Source organism: Kitasatospora sp. NPDC038210 (assembly GCF_055600605.1).
In genome coordinates this window covers 59325-75254 of the sequence record NZ_JBVJYK010000008.1, presented here as the reverse complement: position 1 = coordinate 75254, position 15930 = coordinate 59325, and the positions used below count along the sequence as shown (strand labels likewise).

The 15930-nt window shown below is 72.9% G+C and carries 10 protein-coding genes; 3 read left to right on the top strand and 7 right to left on the bottom strand.

The genetic code is table 11. From position 1 onward, the window contains the following. Nucleotides 1-202: 202 nt before the first annotated feature. The 7 genes from ACZ7KX_RS18355 to ACZ7KX_RS18325 all read right to left on the bottom strand — a co-directional run bounded on the left by ACZ7KX_RS18355 (nt 203) and on the right by ACZ7KX_RS18325 (nt 9802). Nucleotides 203-1405 (bottom strand): acyl-CoA dehydrogenase family protein, encoded by a 1203-nt coding sequence (locus ACZ7KX_RS18355; RefSeq protein WP_470327312.1) that lies wholly within the window; start codon nt 1403-1405, stop codon nt 203-205. Nucleotides 1406-1571: 166 nt separating this feature from the next. After that, on the bottom strand, nt 1572-2075 hold the full coding sequence (locus tag ACZ7KX_RS18350) for a MaoC family dehydratase (RefSeq protein WP_350525308.1): 504 nt from the start codon (nt 2073-2075) through the stop codon (nt 1572-1574). Nucleotides 2076-2079: 4 nt separating this feature from the next. Next, a complete protein-coding gene (locus ACZ7KX_RS18345) occupies nt 2080-3060 on the bottom strand; it encodes an HpcH/HpaI aldolase/citrate lyase family protein (protein WP_470327311.1) in 981 nt (326 codons plus the stop codon). A gap of 42 nt (nt 3061-3102) precedes the next feature. Then, complete coding sequence (locus ACZ7KX_RS18340) at nt 3103-5133, bottom strand: protein meaA (RefSeq protein ID WP_470327310.1); 2031 nt, start codon at nt 5131-5133, stop codon at nt 3103-3105. Nucleotides 5134-5143: 10 nt separating this feature from the next. Then, nucleotides 5144-6481 carry a crotonyl-CoA carboxylase/reductase gene (gene ccrA / locus ACZ7KX_RS18335; protein ID WP_350525305.1) on the bottom strand — a complete coding sequence of 446 codons (1338 nt, stop codon included), beginning with the start codon at nt 6479-6481 and terminating at the stop codon, nt 5144-5146. A gap of 379 nt (nt 6482-6860) precedes the next feature. Then, nucleotides 6861-7781 (bottom strand): TetR family transcriptional regulator, encoded by a 921-nt coding sequence (locus tag ACZ7KX_RS18330; RefSeq protein WP_350525304.1) that lies wholly within the window; start codon nt 7779-7781, stop codon nt 6861-6863. A 245-nt stretch (nt 7782-8026) separates the two neighbouring features. After that, nucleotides 8027-9802 carry a 3-hydroxyacyl-CoA dehydrogenase family protein gene (locus ACZ7KX_RS18325; RefSeq protein WP_470327309.1) on the bottom strand — a complete coding sequence of 592 codons (1776 nt, stop codon included), beginning with the start codon at nt 9800-9802 and terminating at the stop codon, nt 8027-8029. 540 nt (nt 9803-10342) lie between these two features. Here ACZ7KX_RS18325 and ACZ7KX_RS18320 point away from each other — a divergent pair. The 3 genes from ACZ7KX_RS18320 (at nt 10343) to ACZ7KX_RS18310 (ending at nt 15722) form a co-directional block, all read left to right on the top strand. Beyond that, nucleotides 10343-13042: an MXAN_6230/SCO0854 family RING domain-containing protein gene (locus ACZ7KX_RS18320; protein ID WP_470327308.1), complete on the top strand. Its 2700-nt coding sequence runs from the start codon at nt 10343-10345 to the stop codon at nt 13040-13042. A 76-nt stretch (nt 13043-13118) separates the two neighbouring features. Beyond that, nucleotides 13119-14582: a type I glutamate--ammonia ligase gene (locus ACZ7KX_RS18315; RefSeq protein ID WP_470327307.1), complete on the top strand. Its 1464-nt coding sequence runs from the start codon at nt 13119-13121 to the stop codon at nt 14580-14582. A gap of 3 nt (nt 14583-14585) precedes the next feature. After that, on the top strand, nt 14586-15722 hold the full coding sequence (locus ACZ7KX_RS18310) for an amidohydrolase family protein (protein ID WP_470327306.1): 1137 nt from the start codon (nt 14586-14588) through the stop codon (nt 15720-15722). Nucleotides 15723-15930 lie beyond the last annotated feature (208 nt).

The following is a 15930-nucleotide window of genomic DNA, read 5'->3' as shown; positions in this document are numbered from 1 at the left end:
AGGTGTGCGGAAGCGGCCGCAGGGCGCGTTGTCGCAGCTGTACGCCCTACGGCCGCTTCCGGAGGGCCGTGCCGGACCCTGGCGGACCAGGCCGGGCCCGTGACGGGGCACGGCGCTCCGCCGGGACGGGCCCGCACGCCCGTCGACCGGCGGTTCGAGAGGGCCGCCCGGCGACGCGGTCGGTCGCCGGACGGCCCGGGGATCACTCGGCGATCCGGTACTCCTCCAGGAGCCGGCGTCCGACGATCATCTTCTGGATCTCCGCAGTACCTTCACCGATGAGCAACATCGGGGCCTCGCGGTAGAGGCGCTCGATCTCGTACTCCTTGGAGAAGCCGTAGCCGCCGTGGATGCGGAAGGCGTCCTCGACGACCTCCTTGCAGTACTCGGAGGCGAGGTACTTGGCCATGCCGGCTTCGAGGTCGTTGCGCTCGCCGCTGTCCTTCTTGCGGGCGGCCATGACCATCATCTGGTGGGCGGCCTCGACCTTGGTGGCCATCTCGGCGAGCTTGAACTGGATGGCCTGGTGCTCGGCGATCTTCTTGCCGAAGGTGGAGCGCTGCTGGGCGTAGGAGATGCCCAGCTCGAAGGCGCGGCGGGCGACGCCGCAGCCGCGGGCGGCGACGTTGACGCGGCCGACCTCGACGCCGTCCATCATCTGGTAGAAGCCGCGCCCCGGGACGCCGCCGAGGATGCGGTCGGCCGGGATCCGGACGTCCTGCAGCACCAGCTCGGTGGTGTCGACGCCCTTGTAGCCCATCTTCTCGATCTTGCCGGGCACGGTCAGGCCGGGAACCTTGGGGTTCGGGCCGAAACCCGCCTCCTTCTCGATCAGGAAGGTGGTCATGTTCTTGTACGGCGTGTTGCCGCCCTCGTCGGTCTTGCAGAGGACCGCGACGAGGGTGGAGGTGCCGCCGTTGGTGAGCCACATCTTCTGGCCGTTGAGGACGTAGAAGTCGCCGTCCTTGACGCCCTTGGTGGAGATGGCCGAAACGTCGGAGCCGAGGCCGGGCTCGGACATCGAGAAGGCGCCGCGGATTTCGCCGGCGGCCATCTTCGGCAGGAAGTAGTCCTTCTGCTCCTGGGTGCCGTGGGCGTTGATCATGTGCGCCACGATGAAGTGGGTGTTGACGATGCCGGAGACCGACATCCAGCCGCGGGCGATCTCCTCGACCACCAGGGCGTAGGTGAGCAGCGACTCGCCGAGGCCGCCGTACTCCTCGGGGATGGTGAGCCCGAAGAGGCCGAGCTGCTTCATGCCCTCGACGATGGCGGTCGGGTACTCGTCCTTGTGCTCCAGCTCGGTCGCGACCGGAATGATCTCCTTGTCGACGAAATCCCGCACGGTGGCGAGGATGTCCCGCTGGATCTCGGTGAGGCCGTCGGTCTGTGCGAGGCGTCCCATCGTGCGGCTCCGAAATTGTCTGAAGAAGGCGGGGGGGGGATTGCGGGGGCCCTGCCGGCGTGGCTGCGGCAGCAGGGCCCCCGTTACCGGGTGGGGGTCGGCCGATGACGGCGGCCTGCCCCTCCGGGGTCTCCACGGTCTCCTCGGAAGGAGAGGGGGGAGGAGTTCAGGAGAGCGGGGTGGGGCGGCCGGGCTGCTCGCCGCCGCGCGCCTTGGTGTACGTCTCGGTCGGCACCATCACCTTGCGGCGGAAGATGCAGACGACCGTGCCGTCCTGCTTGTACCCCTTGGTCTCGACGTAGACGATGCCGCGGTCGTCCTTGGACTTGGACGGCCACTTGTCGAGCACGGTGGTCTCGCCGTAGATGGTGTCGCCGTGGAAGGTCGGTGCGACGTGGCGCAGCGACTCGATCTCCAGGTTGGCGATCGCCTTGCCGGAGACGTCCGGGACGGACATGCCGAGCAGCAGCGAGTAGATGTAGTTGCCCACCACGACGTTCTTGCCGAAGTCCGTCGTCTTCTCCGCATAGTTGGTGTCCATGTGGAGCGGGTGGTGGTTCATGGTGAGGAGGCAGAAGAGGTGGTCGTCGTACTCGGTGACCGTCTTGCCGGGCCAGTGCTTGTAGACCGCGCCGACCTCGAACTCCTCGTAGGTGCGTCCGAACTGCATGGGATCAGGCCTCCGCCTTCTTGTCGTTGTCGGGCAGTTCGAACTTGGTGGTGCGCTCCATGCCGGCGGCCCGGCCCTTGCCGGCGATGACCAGGGCCATCTTGCGGCTGGCCTCGTCGATCATCTCGTCGCCGAGCATCGCGGAGCCCTTGGCGCCGCCCGCCTCGGAGGTGCAGTAGTCGTAGGCGTCGAGGATCAGCTCGGCGTGGTCGTAGTCCTCCTGCGAGGGCGAGTAGATCTCGTTCGCGGCGGCGACCTGGTCCGGGTGGAGCACCCACTTGCCGTCGAAGCCGAGGGCGGCGGAGCGGCCGGCGACCTCGCGGTAGCCCTCCTGGTTGCGGATCTGCAGGTACGGGCCGTCGATCGCCTGCAGGTCGTTGGCGCGGGCGGCCATCAGGATGCGCATCAGGATGTAGTGGTAGGCGTCGGCGTTGTAGCCGGGCGGCTGCTCGCCGACGACCAGGGACTTCATGTTGATGGAGGCCATGAAGTCGGCGGGGCCGAAGATGATGGTCTCCAGCCGGGGCGAGGCCTCGGCGATGGCGTCGACGTTGATCAGGCCCTTGGCGTTCTCGATCTGCGCCTCGATGCCGATCTTGCCGACCTCGAAGCCCATGGTCTTCTCGATCTGGGTGAGCAGCAGGTCGAGCGCCCTCACCTGCTCCGCGTCCTGGACCTTCGGCAGCATGATGCAGTCGAGGTTGGGGCCGGCGCCCTCGACCACGGTGATCACGTCGCGGTAGGTCCAGTGGGTGGTCCAGTCGTTGACCCGGACGACCTTGGTCTTGTTGCCCCAGTCGCCGTTGTTCAGCGCGTCGACGATGTTGTGGCGGGCGCTCTCCTTGACCAGGGGAGCGCAGGCGTCCTCCAGGTCGAGGAAGACCTGGTCGGCCGGGAGGCCCTGGGCCTTCTCCAGGAAGCGCGGGTTGCTGCCCGGTACGGCGAGGCAGGAGCGGCGCGGGCGCAGGCGGTTGACGTTGGTCATGAGGGTGGTTCGTTCCTTCCCAGTGGTCAGCTGGTCAGCTGGTCAGTTCGTGGCCGGGGTCGGTGCGGGCGTCCACGGCTGGAGCTTGTTGGCCAGCCGGATCTCGTCCACGATCCGGCCGATGATGGTCGTGATGCCGAAGTCCTTCGGGGTGAACACGGCGGCGACGCCGGCGGCCTTGAGGGCCTCGCCGTCCGCTGCCGGGATGATGCCACCCACGATCACCGGGACATCCTGCACCCCGGCGCGGTCCAGGCGCTTCAGGACGTCGGGAACCAGCTCGCAGTGCGCGCCGGAGAGGATCGACAGACCCACGCAGTGGACGTCCTCCGCGACGGCGGCGGAGACGATCTGCTCCGGCGTCAGCCGGATGCCCTGGTAGACCACCTCGAACCCCGCGTCGCGGGCCCGGACGGCGATCTGCTCGGCACCGTTGGAGTGCCCGTCCAGTCCGGGCTTGCCGACCAGCAGGCGCAGCTTGCCGGCGCCCAGCTCCTCGGCGGTCGCGGCGACCGCGGCACGGACCTGCTCCAGCTCCCCGCCGGGCTCGGCGGCGACCGCGACGGGCGCGCCGCCGACGCCGGTGGGGGCGCGGTACTCGCCGAAGACCTCGCGCAGGGCGAAGGACCACTCGCCGGTGGTGACGCCGGCCCGGGCGCAGGCGAGCGTGGCCGGCATCAGGTTGGCCTCGGTGGCGGCGACGGCCTTGAGCTCGGCCAGCGCCGCCCGGGCGGCGGCCTCGTCGCGCTGTCCCCGCCAGGCCTCCAGGGCGGCGAGCACGGACCGCTCGGAGGCCGGGTCGACCACCATGATCGCGGTGTCGAGGTCGGCGGTGAGCGGGCTCGGCTCGGTGGTGTCGAAGCAGTTGACCCCGACGATCTTGTCCTCGCCGGACTCGATCCGGGCCCGGCGGGCCGCGTGCGAGGCGACCAGGTTGGACTTCAGGTAGCCGGACTCGACGGCCGGGATCACCCCGCCCATCTCCAGCACCTTGGCGATCTCCGCCTCCGCGCCGGCCAGCAGCGCGGCGGTCTTGGTCTCGATCACCTCGGAGCCGTTGAAGATGTCGCCGTACTCCAGCAGGTCCGACTCGTACGCCAGCACCTGCTGGATCCGCAGCGACCACTGCTGGTCCCACGGGCGGGGCAGGCCGAGCGCCTCGTTCCAGGCGGGCAGCTGGACGGCCCGGGCGCGGGCGTCCTTGGAGAGGGTGACGGCCAGCATCTCCAGGACGATCCGCTGGACGTTGTTCTCCGGCTGGGCCTCGGTCAGGCCGAGGGAGTTGACCTGGACGCCGTAGCGGAAGCGGCGCTGCTTGGGGTCCGTCACGCCGTAGCGCTCCAGGGTGACCTTCTCCCAGAGCTGGGCGAAGGCGCGCATCTTGCACATCTCCTCGACGAAGCGCACGCCGGCGTTCACGAAGAAGGAGATCCGGGCGACCACGTCGCCCATCCGCTCGGCGGGCACCTGGCCGGAGTCGCGGACGGCGTCGAGCACCGAGATGGCGGTGCACATCGCGTACGCGATCTCCTGGACGGGCGTGGCCCCGGCCTCCTGCAGGTGGTAGCTGCAGATGTTGATCGGGTTCCACTTGGGGATGTTGCCGACCGTGTAGGCGATCATGTCGGTGATCAGCCGCACCGACGGGCCGGGCGGGAAGACGTGCGTCCCGCGCGACAGGTACTCCTTGACGATGTCGTTCTGGGTGGTGCCGGTGAGCTTGGCGATGTCGGCGCCCTGCTCCTCGGCGACCACCTGGTAGAGCGCCAGCAGCCACATCGCGGTGGCGTTGATCGTCATGGAGGTGTTGGTCTGTTCGAGCGGGATGCCGTCGAACAGGGTGCGCATGTCGCCGACGTGCCCGACCGGGACGCCGACCCGGCCCACCTCGCCGCGGGCGAGGATGTGGTCGGAGTCGTAGCCGGTCTGGGTCGGCAGGTCGAAGGCGACGGACAGGCCGGTCTGGCCCTTCGCCAGGTTCCGCCGGTAGAGCGCGTTGGAGTCGCTCGCGGTGGAGTGGCCGGCGTAGGTGCGCATCAGCCAGGGCCGGTCGCGCTTCTGGGGCTCGGTCATCGGGTCCGTCTCACACGTTTCGGAAGCGGTTGATGGCGTCGACGTGCGTGGCGCGGAACTCCTGGTCGCGCACGCCGAGGCCCTCCTCGGGGGCCAGGCAGAGGACGCCGACCTTGCCCTGGTGCTTGTTGTGGTGCACGTCGAGGGCGGCCTGGCCGGTCTCCTCCAGGGAGTAGACCTTGGACAGGGTGGGGTGGATCTTGCCCTTGGCGACCAGGCGGTTGGCCTCGAAGGCCTCGCGGTAGTTCGCGAAGTGCGAGCCGACGATGCGCTTGAGCGACATCCACAGGTAGCGGTTGTCGTACTGGTGCATGTAGCCCGAGGTGGAGGCGCAGGTGACGATGGTGCCGCCCTTGCGGGTGACGTACACCGAGGCGCCGAAGGTCTCGCGGCCCGGGTGCTCGAAGACGATGTCCACGTCCTCGCCGCCGGTGAACTCGCGGATCTTGGAGCCCAGGCGCTTCCACTCGCGCGGGTCCTGGTTGTTCTCGTCCTTCCAGAACCGGTAGCCCTCGGCGGAGCGGTCGATGATCGCCTCGGCGCCCATGGCGCGGCAGATCTCGGCCTTGGCGTCGCTGGAGACCACGCAGATCGGGGTGGCGCCGCCGGCCAGCGCGTACTGGGTGGCGTACGAGCCGAGGCCGCCGCTGGCGCCCCAGATAAGCACGTTGTCGCCCTGCTTCATGCCGGCGCCGTTGCGCGAGACCAGCTGGCGGTACGCGGTGGAGTTGACCAGGCCGGGGGAGGCGGCCTCCTCCCAGGTGAGGTGCTTCGGCTTGGGCAGCAGCTGGTTGGTCTTCACCAGGGCGATCTGGGCCAGGCCGCCGAAGTTGGTCTCGAAACCCCAGATGCGCTGCTCCGGGTCCATCATCGTGTCGTTGTGGCCGTCCGGGGACTCCAGCTCGACCGAGAGGCAGTGCGCGACGACCTCGTCGCCCGGCTTCCAGGAGTTGACGCCGGCACCGGTGCGCAGCACGACGCCCGCGAGGTCGGAACCGAGGACGTGGTACGGCAGGTCGTGGCGCTTGGTGAGCGGCGACAGCCGGCCGTAGCGCTCCAGGAAGCCGAAGGTGGAGACCGGCTCGAAGATCGAGCTCCACACGGTGTTGTAGTTCACCGAGCTGGCCATGACGGCCACCAGGGCCTCGCCGGGGCCCAGTTCGGGCAGCGCGACCTCGTCGAGGTGAAGGGACTTGCGGGGGTCCTTGTCGCGGCTGTCGAGGCCCGCGAACATCTGCTCCTCGTCCTTGTGGAGCGTGACCGCCCGGTAGGACTCGGGGAGCTTGATCGCCGCGAAGTCCGCCGACGTGCTGTCGGTGCTGAGGATCGCGTCGAGGATTTCCTGCATGGCTGCCTCCGAAGGCGTACCTGTGTGAGGGTCACAGGGCGTCTGGGGGAGCCGGGAGCGGACACCGGCTTCGCTGAGATGGGTGGTGGTCGGGTCAGGCTGGGCGCCCGGCGTGGACCGGGCCGTGCTGGCACTGCTCCCGGGGTGTGGGAACACCGGACGACGGCGCGCCGAGGTGGGGAGCCGCGGCGCCGCGACTGGTGAGTAACAAGGTAGTGGCACCCTGTGCCACTCGTAAAGACACCGGGTGTCAGGAATTCCGACCGGCCGAAAAGGGCGGAAACGGCGCGTGACGCGCGTTGCGCGGACAGCCGAAAGGCCCGCGCCGACGAATCGGCGCGGGCCTTTGATATCGCTCTGACCTGCGTAAATGCTGGGCCTATGACTCCCGGGCGCCGCTCAGTGCGGCCCGGATGCTGTCCACCACGACGTCCAGCGGGGCGTCCGTCCGGGCGACTGTGATGAGCACCTCACCTCCGGGACTGGCACTCAGTGCGCTCTCGGCCACGGTGTCACCGGGGGCCCCACTGGCACCGGGTGCCACCACGGATCCCCGACGTCTGGCACCCGGGGCGCTGGCGGCCCAGAAGGTCCGCCGGATCACCTCGAAGGAGTGGTCCAGCTGTGCCTCCACGTCCCCCCGCCCGCCGGCCCGCAGCCAGCGCCGCAGCACGTGGTTGTGCGCCGCGACGACCGCCGCCGCCGACACCTCGGCCAGCATCGAGTCGTCCTCGCCGCCGCGCTGCCAGCCGGACGGGATGGACTCGCCGGTGTCGAACCGGCCCAGCAGGTACCGGGTGAACAGCCGCTCGTAGCGCGCCACCACGGCGATCTCCCGCTCGCGCAGCGCCGGGACCTGGCGGATCAGCTGGTACCGCGCGACCGACACCCCCGGGGTGGAGGCGTACATCCGCAGCACCTCCTTGATGCCGCGGCAGACCACGTCCAGCGGGTGCTCCTCCGGCTCGGCGCTGGCCAGCAGGTCGGCCACCCGGACGAGGGTGTCGTCGTGGTCCGGGAAGATCGCTTCCTCCTTCGACCGGAAGTACCGGAAGAAGGTGCGCCGGGCCACGCCGGCGGCGGCCGCGATCTGGTCGACCGTGGTCTCCTCGTAGCCCTGCGAGGCGAACAGCTCCATCGCGGCCGTGGCCAGGTCCTGGCGCATCTGCTGTCGCTGCGCCGCCGCCCGGCGGCTGCCGGGCCCGCCCTCCGGCCCGGTGCCCCCGGTCGAGGGGGCGGTCCGCTCGGTGCCGTGCGAACCGGCGGGGCGCTGCGGGGAGGCTGACTGAACCCGATCCATGTCCGGAACGCTACACGGCCCCGGGGGTGCGGCTGCGGGCCTTCCCCGGCGCACCGGTGCGACCGGGGCGCTCACGGCCGGCCGGGGCCAGCGCGAGGACACCGCCCCGGGGCTCCAGCCGGGGCGCGCGGCGGGCGCGGCCCCGCGCGGCGGCGCGCCGTTGCCGTGGGCCGCGCCGCCGTACGGAGGGGTCCCGGAGGGCGGTCCGGCCTGGTACGGGCCGCCGCCCCCGGGCTGCGGCGTGGTCACCGGCGCGCGTGGTCGCGGAAGCCGCGGCCGGTCTTGCGGCCCAGGCAGCCCGCCGCGACCAGGTGCTCCAGCAGCGGCGCGGCGGCCAGGCCGGGCTCGCGGAACTCCTGGTGCAGCACCTGCTCGATGGTCAGCGAGACGTCCAGGCCGACCACGTCCAGCAGCTCGAACGGGCCCATCGGGTAGCCGCAGCCGAGCTTCATCGCGGTGTCGATGTCGTCCACCGTGGCGTAGTGCTCCTGCAGCATCCGCACCGCGTCGTTCAGGTAGGGGAAGAGCAGCGCGTTGACGATGAAGCCGGCCCGGTCGCCGCACTCCACCGGGTGCTTGCGGACCTTGGCGGTCAGCTCCAGCACGGTCGCGGTGACGTCCGGCGCGGTCAGCACGGTGGAGACCACCTCGACCAGCTTCATGGCCGGGGCCGGGTTGAAGAAGTGCATGCCGATCACGTCCTGCGGCCGCGAGGTGGCGGTCGCGCAGCTGATCACCGGCAGCGAGGAGGTGGTGGTGGCGAGCACCGCGCCCGGCTTGACGATCTTGTCCAGGGTGGCGAACAGCTCGCGCTTGATCCCCAGGTCCTCGGCCACCGCCTCGACAACGAGGTCGACGTCGGCCAGCTCGGCGTACTGGCCGACCGGGGTGACCAGCGCCAGCGCGGCGTCCCGCTGCTCGGCGGACATCCGGCCCTTGGCGACCGAGCGCTCCAGGGACCGGGCCAGCTGCGCCTTCGCGCGGTCGGCCTTCTCCTGGCTGCGGGCGGCCAGCAGCACCGGGTGCCCGGCCTTGGCGAACACCTCGGCGATGCCGGTCGCCATGGTGCCCGAGCCGCAGACGCCGACGGCGCGGACCTCGCGGCCCGGCACCTTCGGCACGGCCGGACCGGTCGCCGCGTCCACGGCCCTGGACGAGCCCGGCGCCTCGTAGGTGTAGAAGCCGCGACCGGACTTGCGGCCCAGCAGCCCGGCCGAGACCAGCTGGCCGAGGATCGGGGCGGGGGCGTGCAGGCGGTCCCGCGACTGCTCGTACATCGCCTCCAGGACGGTGCGCGCGGTGTCGACGCCGATCAGGTCGAGCAGCGCCAGCGGGCCCATCGGCAGGCCGCAGCCGAGCCGCATCGCGGCGTCGATGTCCTCCCGCGAGGCGTACTTGGACTCGTACATCGCGGCGGCCTGGTTCAGGTACGCGAACAGCAGGCCGTTCACCACGAACCCGGCGCGGTCGCCGGCTGCCACCGGCTCCTTGCCGAGGTCGCGGGCGAAGGCGGCGGCGTCCTCCGCGGTCTGCGGGGAGGTCAGCACGGTGCGGACCACCTCGACCAGCTTCATGGTGTGCACCGGGTTGAAGAAGTGCAGGCCCAGCACCCGCTCCGGACGGGCGGTCGCGGCGGCGATCCGGGTCACCGAGAGCGCGGTGGTGCCGGTGGCCAGCACGGTGGTCTCCGGGCAGATCCGGTCCAGCTCGGCGAAGACCTCCCGCTTCAGCTCCAGCTGCTCGGGGACCTCCTCGATCACCAGGTCCGCGCCGGCGGCGGCCGCCAGCTCGTGCCCGACGGAGATCCGGGCCAGCAGCCCGCTGCGCTCCTCGGCGGTGAGCCGCTCCCGGTCGACCGCGTGCGCGGTCGCCTCCTCGATCCGGGCCAGTGCCCGGGCGGCGGAGTCCTCGGTGGCCTCGATGCCGATCACCCGGCGGCCGCTCTTGGCGACGGCCACCGCGACGCCGGCACCCATCGTGCCGAGGCCGACGACGGCGACGGTCGGGAAGGGACGCTCCATCTGTCCTGACTCCTAGTCATGAAGGGCCCGCGCGTGCTCCGGCGGGCACGCCGCCGCGCCCGTACGCCGGGGGCGGCCGCCGCCGGAGGAGGGTTCACGCGCGGGGGCTTGGGGAGATGACGGGGTGCGGCCCACCCGGGCAGCGGCCGGTCCGCTCCGGCCGAACTGCGGGTGTGCCGTGGTACTCAGGCGCTCGAAGGTGAAGGAAGCGGCTCTGATGCGAGGGGAAACCCGGTCGGCCGCGGTTCGCGGCACCGGCCGGTGAAAGCGCACCGCGCGAGCGCCGCAGACACGGCGACCGCAGGCTCCCGCCGGTGCGGCTCCCGAAGCCCGGCGGTGGTGCGTCCGGCCACTGTAGCGAAGCTACTCGCCGGTAGGAAGAGGGCGTGGGCGGAAAACCGTTCGGGCGCGCGGGCCGCTGCCCGCTAGGGTGATCGACGCGGGGGCGGCTCCGCGGCGTGCTTCCTTCTCTCATCTTTCACATGACCGAGTGCGCCCACTCTCCGCCCCCGCTTTGTCGTATCCGACGGGGGAAGAGCTGTGAAGAAGCCGAGCGTCGCGGCGCCCGAACACGGGCTGGACGCCTACCTGCTGCGCCGCCACGGGACGGTCCTGGTCGAGGCCGGGGCCGCGCCCGCGGAACCGGACCCGTGGACGGCCGAGGGCCTGATCGCCCTGGAGGCCGACCTGGCCCGGCGCGGACACGTACTGACCCGCGACCTGCACGCCGCCCTCGGACGGCTGCGCCCGGCCGCGCTGGCCGAGACCGGCACGCGCCTGCTGGCACGGATCGACGCGACGCTCGGCGCCGACCGCCGCCACCAGCCGCTGTTCCGCCGCTTCCCCGAGGGCGTGCCCTCCCGCGCACGGGCCGACTACTCGGCGGCCGTCCGCGGCTACCTCCTCTGCCAGGCGAGCCAGATCTGCCTCTGCTGCGGGCGCAGCAGCCTGGAGGCCGGGATCGGGGCGCTCGCCCCCTGCGCACACCTGCTGTGCGGCGACTGCCACGACGACCTGGTCGAGCCCTCCGGCGACGCCCGCTGCCCGGTCTGCCGCACCCCGCTGGAGCGGCAGCGCCGCCTCGCGCCCGACACCCGGGGCGCCCGGCACACCGCCCGCGCCCTCCAGCCCGGCAGCACCCTGCGGCCGCTGCGCCTGGCCGAGGCCGGCGACCGGGCCGAACTCGCCGGCACCGCGCTCGCCGCCCTGCTCGCCCGGCGGACCCCGCTGGACCCGCAGGACCGCGAGGACCTGGCCCTGCTGCTCGACCACGCCCCGGCCGGTCCGGCCGCCTGGCTGCCCGCCGAGATCCCGGTCCGGGAGAGCCGTGCCACCGTGCTGGCCGCGCTGCTGCGCCGCGACCCGCAGCGCACCCGACCGCTGCTCGCCGCCCACCTCACCACCGCCACCGACGTGCTGCGGCTGATCTGGGCGTGGTCCGGCGCCGAACCCGACCTGCTGCCGGAGACCGCCCGCACCCTGCGGCTGCGGAGCCTGCCCCGCCCGCTGCGCCGCGAACTGCTCGCCGTCCTGGACGCGTTCCCGGTCGGCACGCTCGCCGAGGACCTGCGCCGCCACCGCCAGCCCTGGCTGCGGGCCGGCGAACTGCTGCACCCGTACGAGCACCGCGCCCGCTTCCCGTACGCGGCGGCCGCCTTCGCCGTCGTCCGGCAGAGCGACCTCGACCTGCACGGCCTCGGCCCGCACCTGCGCGAGGCGCCCGCCCCGCTACGGGTGCGCGAGACGCCCGCCGGGCACACCCGGCTGACCGTCGAGACCTTCGCCGCCCGGGTCGAGCACGCCCTCGAACAGGGCGACCTGGCCGCCGCCGTGCGCCTGCTGGCCCGCCGCCCCGGCGAACTGGTGCGCCGACTGCACCACCTGCTGCGGGTGCACGCCACCTGGTCCCCCGGCGCGCCCCTGCCCGCCGAACTCGCCGACGCGCTGCCGGCCGCGCTGCGCGCGGTCGCCCCCGGCCCGCTGCTCGGCGCGTACGGACGGCTCCGCGCGCCGCGCGGGATCGGCGAGCAGCGGCTGTACTTCCCGCGCGGCCGGGTCGCCTCGGCGCACGTCCGCCGCGACTGGGGCAAGCCCGTCCCGGCCGGGCTGAGCGCGCCGGTCTGCGCCCTGATCGAGGCCGAACTGCTGCGCCGGGCCGGGCAGTCCGAGCGCTACGACGTGGCCGTGCTGGACGCCGGGCTGGCCGACCTGGTGGTCCCGTTCGCCGAACGGGCCAGTGCCAAGACCCTGGTCGCCGTGCCGCGCGGCAGCGTGCAGCGGCTCCCGCACGGGCAGCACCTGCGGCTGTTCGTGCACTGGACGCAGCGCCCGCCGCAGCGGGTGGACCTCGACCTGTCGGTCGCCTTCTACGACGAGGAATGGCAGTTCACCGGCCTGTGCGACTACACCCGGCTGGTGCTCGGCCCGCGTGCCGCCGTGCACTCGGGGGACTTCACCACCGCCCCGCCGCCGCACGGCGCCACCGAGTTCGTCGACCTCGACCTGCAGGCGCTGGGCAAGGTCCGCGCCCGGTACGCCGTGGTGGTGGTGTTCAGCTACAACGACATCCCCTTCGAGGACCTCGCCGACGCGTTCGCCGGCTTCATGACCCTGACCCCCTCCGAGGCGGCCCGGAACCGCACGGGCGCCTTCCACCCCAGGAGCGTCCGTCAGCGGCTGGACCTCGCCGGGGACGCCAGGATCTGCGTCCCGATGATCGTCGACCTGCACACCCGCAGCCACACCTGGACCGACCTCAACGTCGGCGCCGCTTCCGGGTTCCACAACCTCTTCCGGCACCACGCCGAGATCGGCTCGCTGGCCGAGGCGGTGACCACCCACTTCGCCACGGGCACCCGGGCCACCCTGTGGGACCTCGGCTGCGCCGCCGCCGCGGCCGCCAGCGACGAGGTGTGGGTGCGCGACCGCACCGGCCTCGGGCTGGGGCGCTACCACCGGGGCGCGGACGAGCCGGTGGCGGCCTTCGCCGAGCGGCTGCGCGGGCGGTACGAGAGCGACCGCCGCACCGAGCAGCCGGCCGACGACACCGCCCGGCTGATCGCCGAACGCCTCGGCGGCTCACGGGCGTTCGCGGCCCTGGTGCACGCCGACGTGCCCGTCCCGGAGGGCGCCGGCGGGACGCTGTACCGGCTCTACCCGGGCCGGCTGGACGCCGCTCCGGACTCGCTGGAGCGGATCACCGCCGGGGAGCTGGTGGCCCGGTTCGCCCCGAACGGGTGAACGGGTGGACGGGCTTCCGTTTGGACCACCCGATAGGGGAGTTACGGAAGCCCGACCGGCGGGGCAGCATGGTGACATGACCATCGGAACCGCCACCGCCGGCCCCACCGCGCCCGGCGCCGCCCAGCCCTCCGGTGCCGATCCGTTCGGCCCCGCCGGCTCCGCGGCCGCCGTGGGGCTGCCCCCGCGCGCCGAGCGGGCCGAGCGCGCCCAGCAGGCGGCCGACCGGCTGCGCACCGCCGCCGTGGAGGCGGTGGCCGTCACCTGGGTGGACAACGCGGGCGTCACCCGGGTCAAGGCCGTGCCGCTCGGCGGTCTGACGCACGCCGCGCAGTGGGGCGTCGGCACTGCGCCCTGCTTCGACGTGTTCCTCGCCGACGACGGGATCACCACCAGCCCGATCATCGGCGGCCCCACCGGGGACCTCAGGCTCTACCCCGACGTGGAGCGGATCGTCCCGCTGGCCGCCCAGCCCGGCTGGGCCTGGGCCCCGGGGGACAGGTACACCCAGAGCGGCGCCCCGCACCCCGGCTGCCAGCGGCTGTTCGCCCGCCGGGCGCAGGCCGCGGCGGCCGGGCGCGGGCTGAGCCTCAAGGCCGGCATCGAGGTCGAGTGGGTGGTCGCCCTCGCCGGTTCCCCGCAGGAGGCGCCGCAGTACCCGACGCACGGCCCCGCGTACGGGATGCACCGGCTCACCGACCTCTCCGACTACCTGCGCGACGTCCTGCGCGCCCTCGGCGAGCAGGGCCTGGACGTCCTGCAGATCCACCCCGAGTACTCCCCGGGCCAGTTCGAGGTCTCGGTGGCCCCCGAGGGTCCGGTCGGCGCCGCGGACACCTCCGTCCTGGTGCGGCACACCGTCCGGGCCGTCTCCGCCAGGCACGGTCTGCGGGTCTCCTTCGCGCCGGTGGTCGAGGCGGGCGCGGTCGGCAACGGCGGGCACCTCCACCTCAGCCTCTGGCGGGACGGGCAGAACCTCGGGCACGGCGGCTCCGGCCCGCACGGGCTGACGGCCGAGGCCGAGGGCTTCCTCGCCGGGGTGCTCGACGCGCTGCCCGAACTGCTGGTGCTCGGCTGCTCCAGCCCCGCCGGGTACCTGCGACTGGTGCCCTCGCACTGGGCCGGCGCCTACCAGTGCTGGGGCCTGGAGAACCGCGAGGCCGCGCTGCGGCTGGTGACCGGCTCCACCGGGGAGCGGGCCGCCGCCGCCAACGCCGAGGTCAAGTGCTTCGACGCCAGCGCCAACCCGTACCTGGCGGTCGGCGCGGTGATCGCGGCCGGCCTCGCCGGGCTGGACCAACGCCGGGCCCTGCCGCCGGAGTTCACCGGGGATCCGGCGGCCGCCGAGCCCGGCACGGTGCCCAGGCTGCCGCAGGCGCCGGCCGAGGCGCTGGCCGCGTACGAGCGCTCGGCGGTGCTGCGCGAGGCGCTCGGCGAGCCGCTGTACCAGGCGGTGCTGGCGGTGCGCCGGGCGGAGGCCGAGCAGTACGCCACCGCCACGCCCGAGGAGGTGGCCGCGGCCACCCGCTGGCGGTACTGACCGGTGGCCCGTCCGCGGCCCGCACCGTCCGCGGCGGCGCCCGCGCTGGTCGACCACCACTGCCACAGCGTGGTGGCCGCCGACCTCTCCGACGACGCCCTGGCCGGGCTGCTCACCGAGTCCGACCGTCCGCCCGCGCCCAGCTGCTCGCCCTTCGACAGCGCGCTCGGCCTCGCCGTGCGGCGCTGGTGCCCGCCCGTGCTCGGCCTGCCGGCGCACGCCCCGGCTGCCGAGTACCTGGCCCGGCGGCGCGAGTTGGGCGCCGCCGGGGCGACCGGCCGGCTGCTGGCCGCGGCCGGGCTGGACACCTGCCTGGTGGACACCGGGCTGACCGAGGCCGCGGGCCTGCCGCTGCTGCCGCCGGCCGAACTGGCCGCGGCCGCCGGGGCGTCGGTGCGCGAGGTGGTCCGGCTGGAGTCCGTCGCCGAGGCGGTGGCCTCCGGTGCCGAGGACTGGCCGTCGGCCGTCGCCGAGGCGCTGGCGGCCGCCGCCGGCGGGGCCGTCGCGGTGAAGTCCGTGCTCGCCTACCGGCACGGCCTGGCCGCCCCGGCCGAACGGCCCGCCCGCCGGGCCGTGGTGGCCGCGGCCGGCGCCCGGCTGCGCGGCGGGTCCGGGCGGCTCACCGACCCGGTCCTGCTGCACCACCTGCTCTGGACGGCCGTGGACGTCTGCGCCGAGCTCGGCCTGCCGATCCAGCTCCACACCGGCTTCGGGGACCCGGACCTCACCCTGCACCGGGCGGACCCGTCCCTGCTGACGGACTTCGTGCGCGCCGCCGAGCCCAGCGGCGTCCCGCTGGTGCTGCTGCACTGCTACCCGTACCACCGTCAAGCCGCCTGGCTGGCCCAGGCGTTTCCGACGGTCTTCACCGACCTCGGGCTGACGGCTTCCTACACCGGCCCGCAGGTGGCATCGGTGCTGGGCGAGATGCTGGAACTGGCACCGTTCGGCAAATTGCTGTTCTCCACGGACGCTTACGGGCTACCCGAACTTTTCTTGGTGGGCACCTGTCAGTTCCGGCACGGACTGGCCGTGTTGCTGGATCGTTGGCGGGCGGACGGTGCCTGTTCCGCCGCCGACGCGCAGCGGCTGACGTGCTCGGTCGCCGCCGACAACGCCCGTCGGCTGTACGCCCTGTAGCTGCGCCGCGGCCGTGTGGGCCCGGTGCCCGGCCGCCGTTATCGGGGCAAAGGAAGCACGTCGGCGAACCATCACTTTTTAACAATCTTGGCCCCTGTTTCCCTTGTTGACCTGCGGACTCCTAACATCCGTTGCTGGTCTAGATGTGACGATTAGATGACTACCTCTTGCGCATCTCATCGAATATTCATTAGCGTCCGGTCATTCC

Excerpts from the sequence above, each read along its gene's own strand:
- ACZ7KX_RS18355 (WP_470327312.1), bottom strand. The coding sequence starts at position 1,405 with ATGGGACGCCTCGCACAGACCGACGGCCTCACCGAGATCCAGCGGGAC.
- ACZ7KX_RS18350 (WP_350525308.1), bottom strand. The coding sequence starts at position 2,075 with ATGCAGTTCGGACGCACCTACGAGGAGTTCGAGGTCGGCGCGGTCTAC.
- ACZ7KX_RS18345 (WP_470327311.1), bottom strand. The coding sequence starts at position 3,060 with ATGACCAACGTCAACCGCCTGCGCCCGCGCCGCTCCTGCCTCGCCGTA.
- ACZ7KX_RS18340 (WP_470327310.1), bottom strand. The coding sequence starts at position 5,133 with ATGACCGAGCCCCAGAAGCGCGACCGGCCCTGGCTGATGCGCACCTAC.
- ccrA (WP_350525305.1), bottom strand. The coding sequence starts at position 6,481 with ATGCAGGAAATCCTCGACGCGATCCTCAGCACCGACAGCACGTCGGCG.
- ACZ7KX_RS18330 (WP_350525304.1), bottom strand. The coding sequence starts at position 7,781 with ATGGATCGGGTTCAGTCAGCCTCCCCGCAGCGCCCCGCCGGTTCGCAC.
- ACZ7KX_RS18325 (WP_470327309.1), bottom strand. The coding sequence starts at position 9,802 with ATGGAGCGTCCCTTCCCGACCGTCGCCGTCGTCGGCCTCGGCACGATG.
- ACZ7KX_RS18315 (WP_470327307.1), top strand. The coding sequence starts at position 13,119 with ATGACCATCGGAACCGCCACCGCCGGCCCCACCGCGCCCGGCGCCGCC.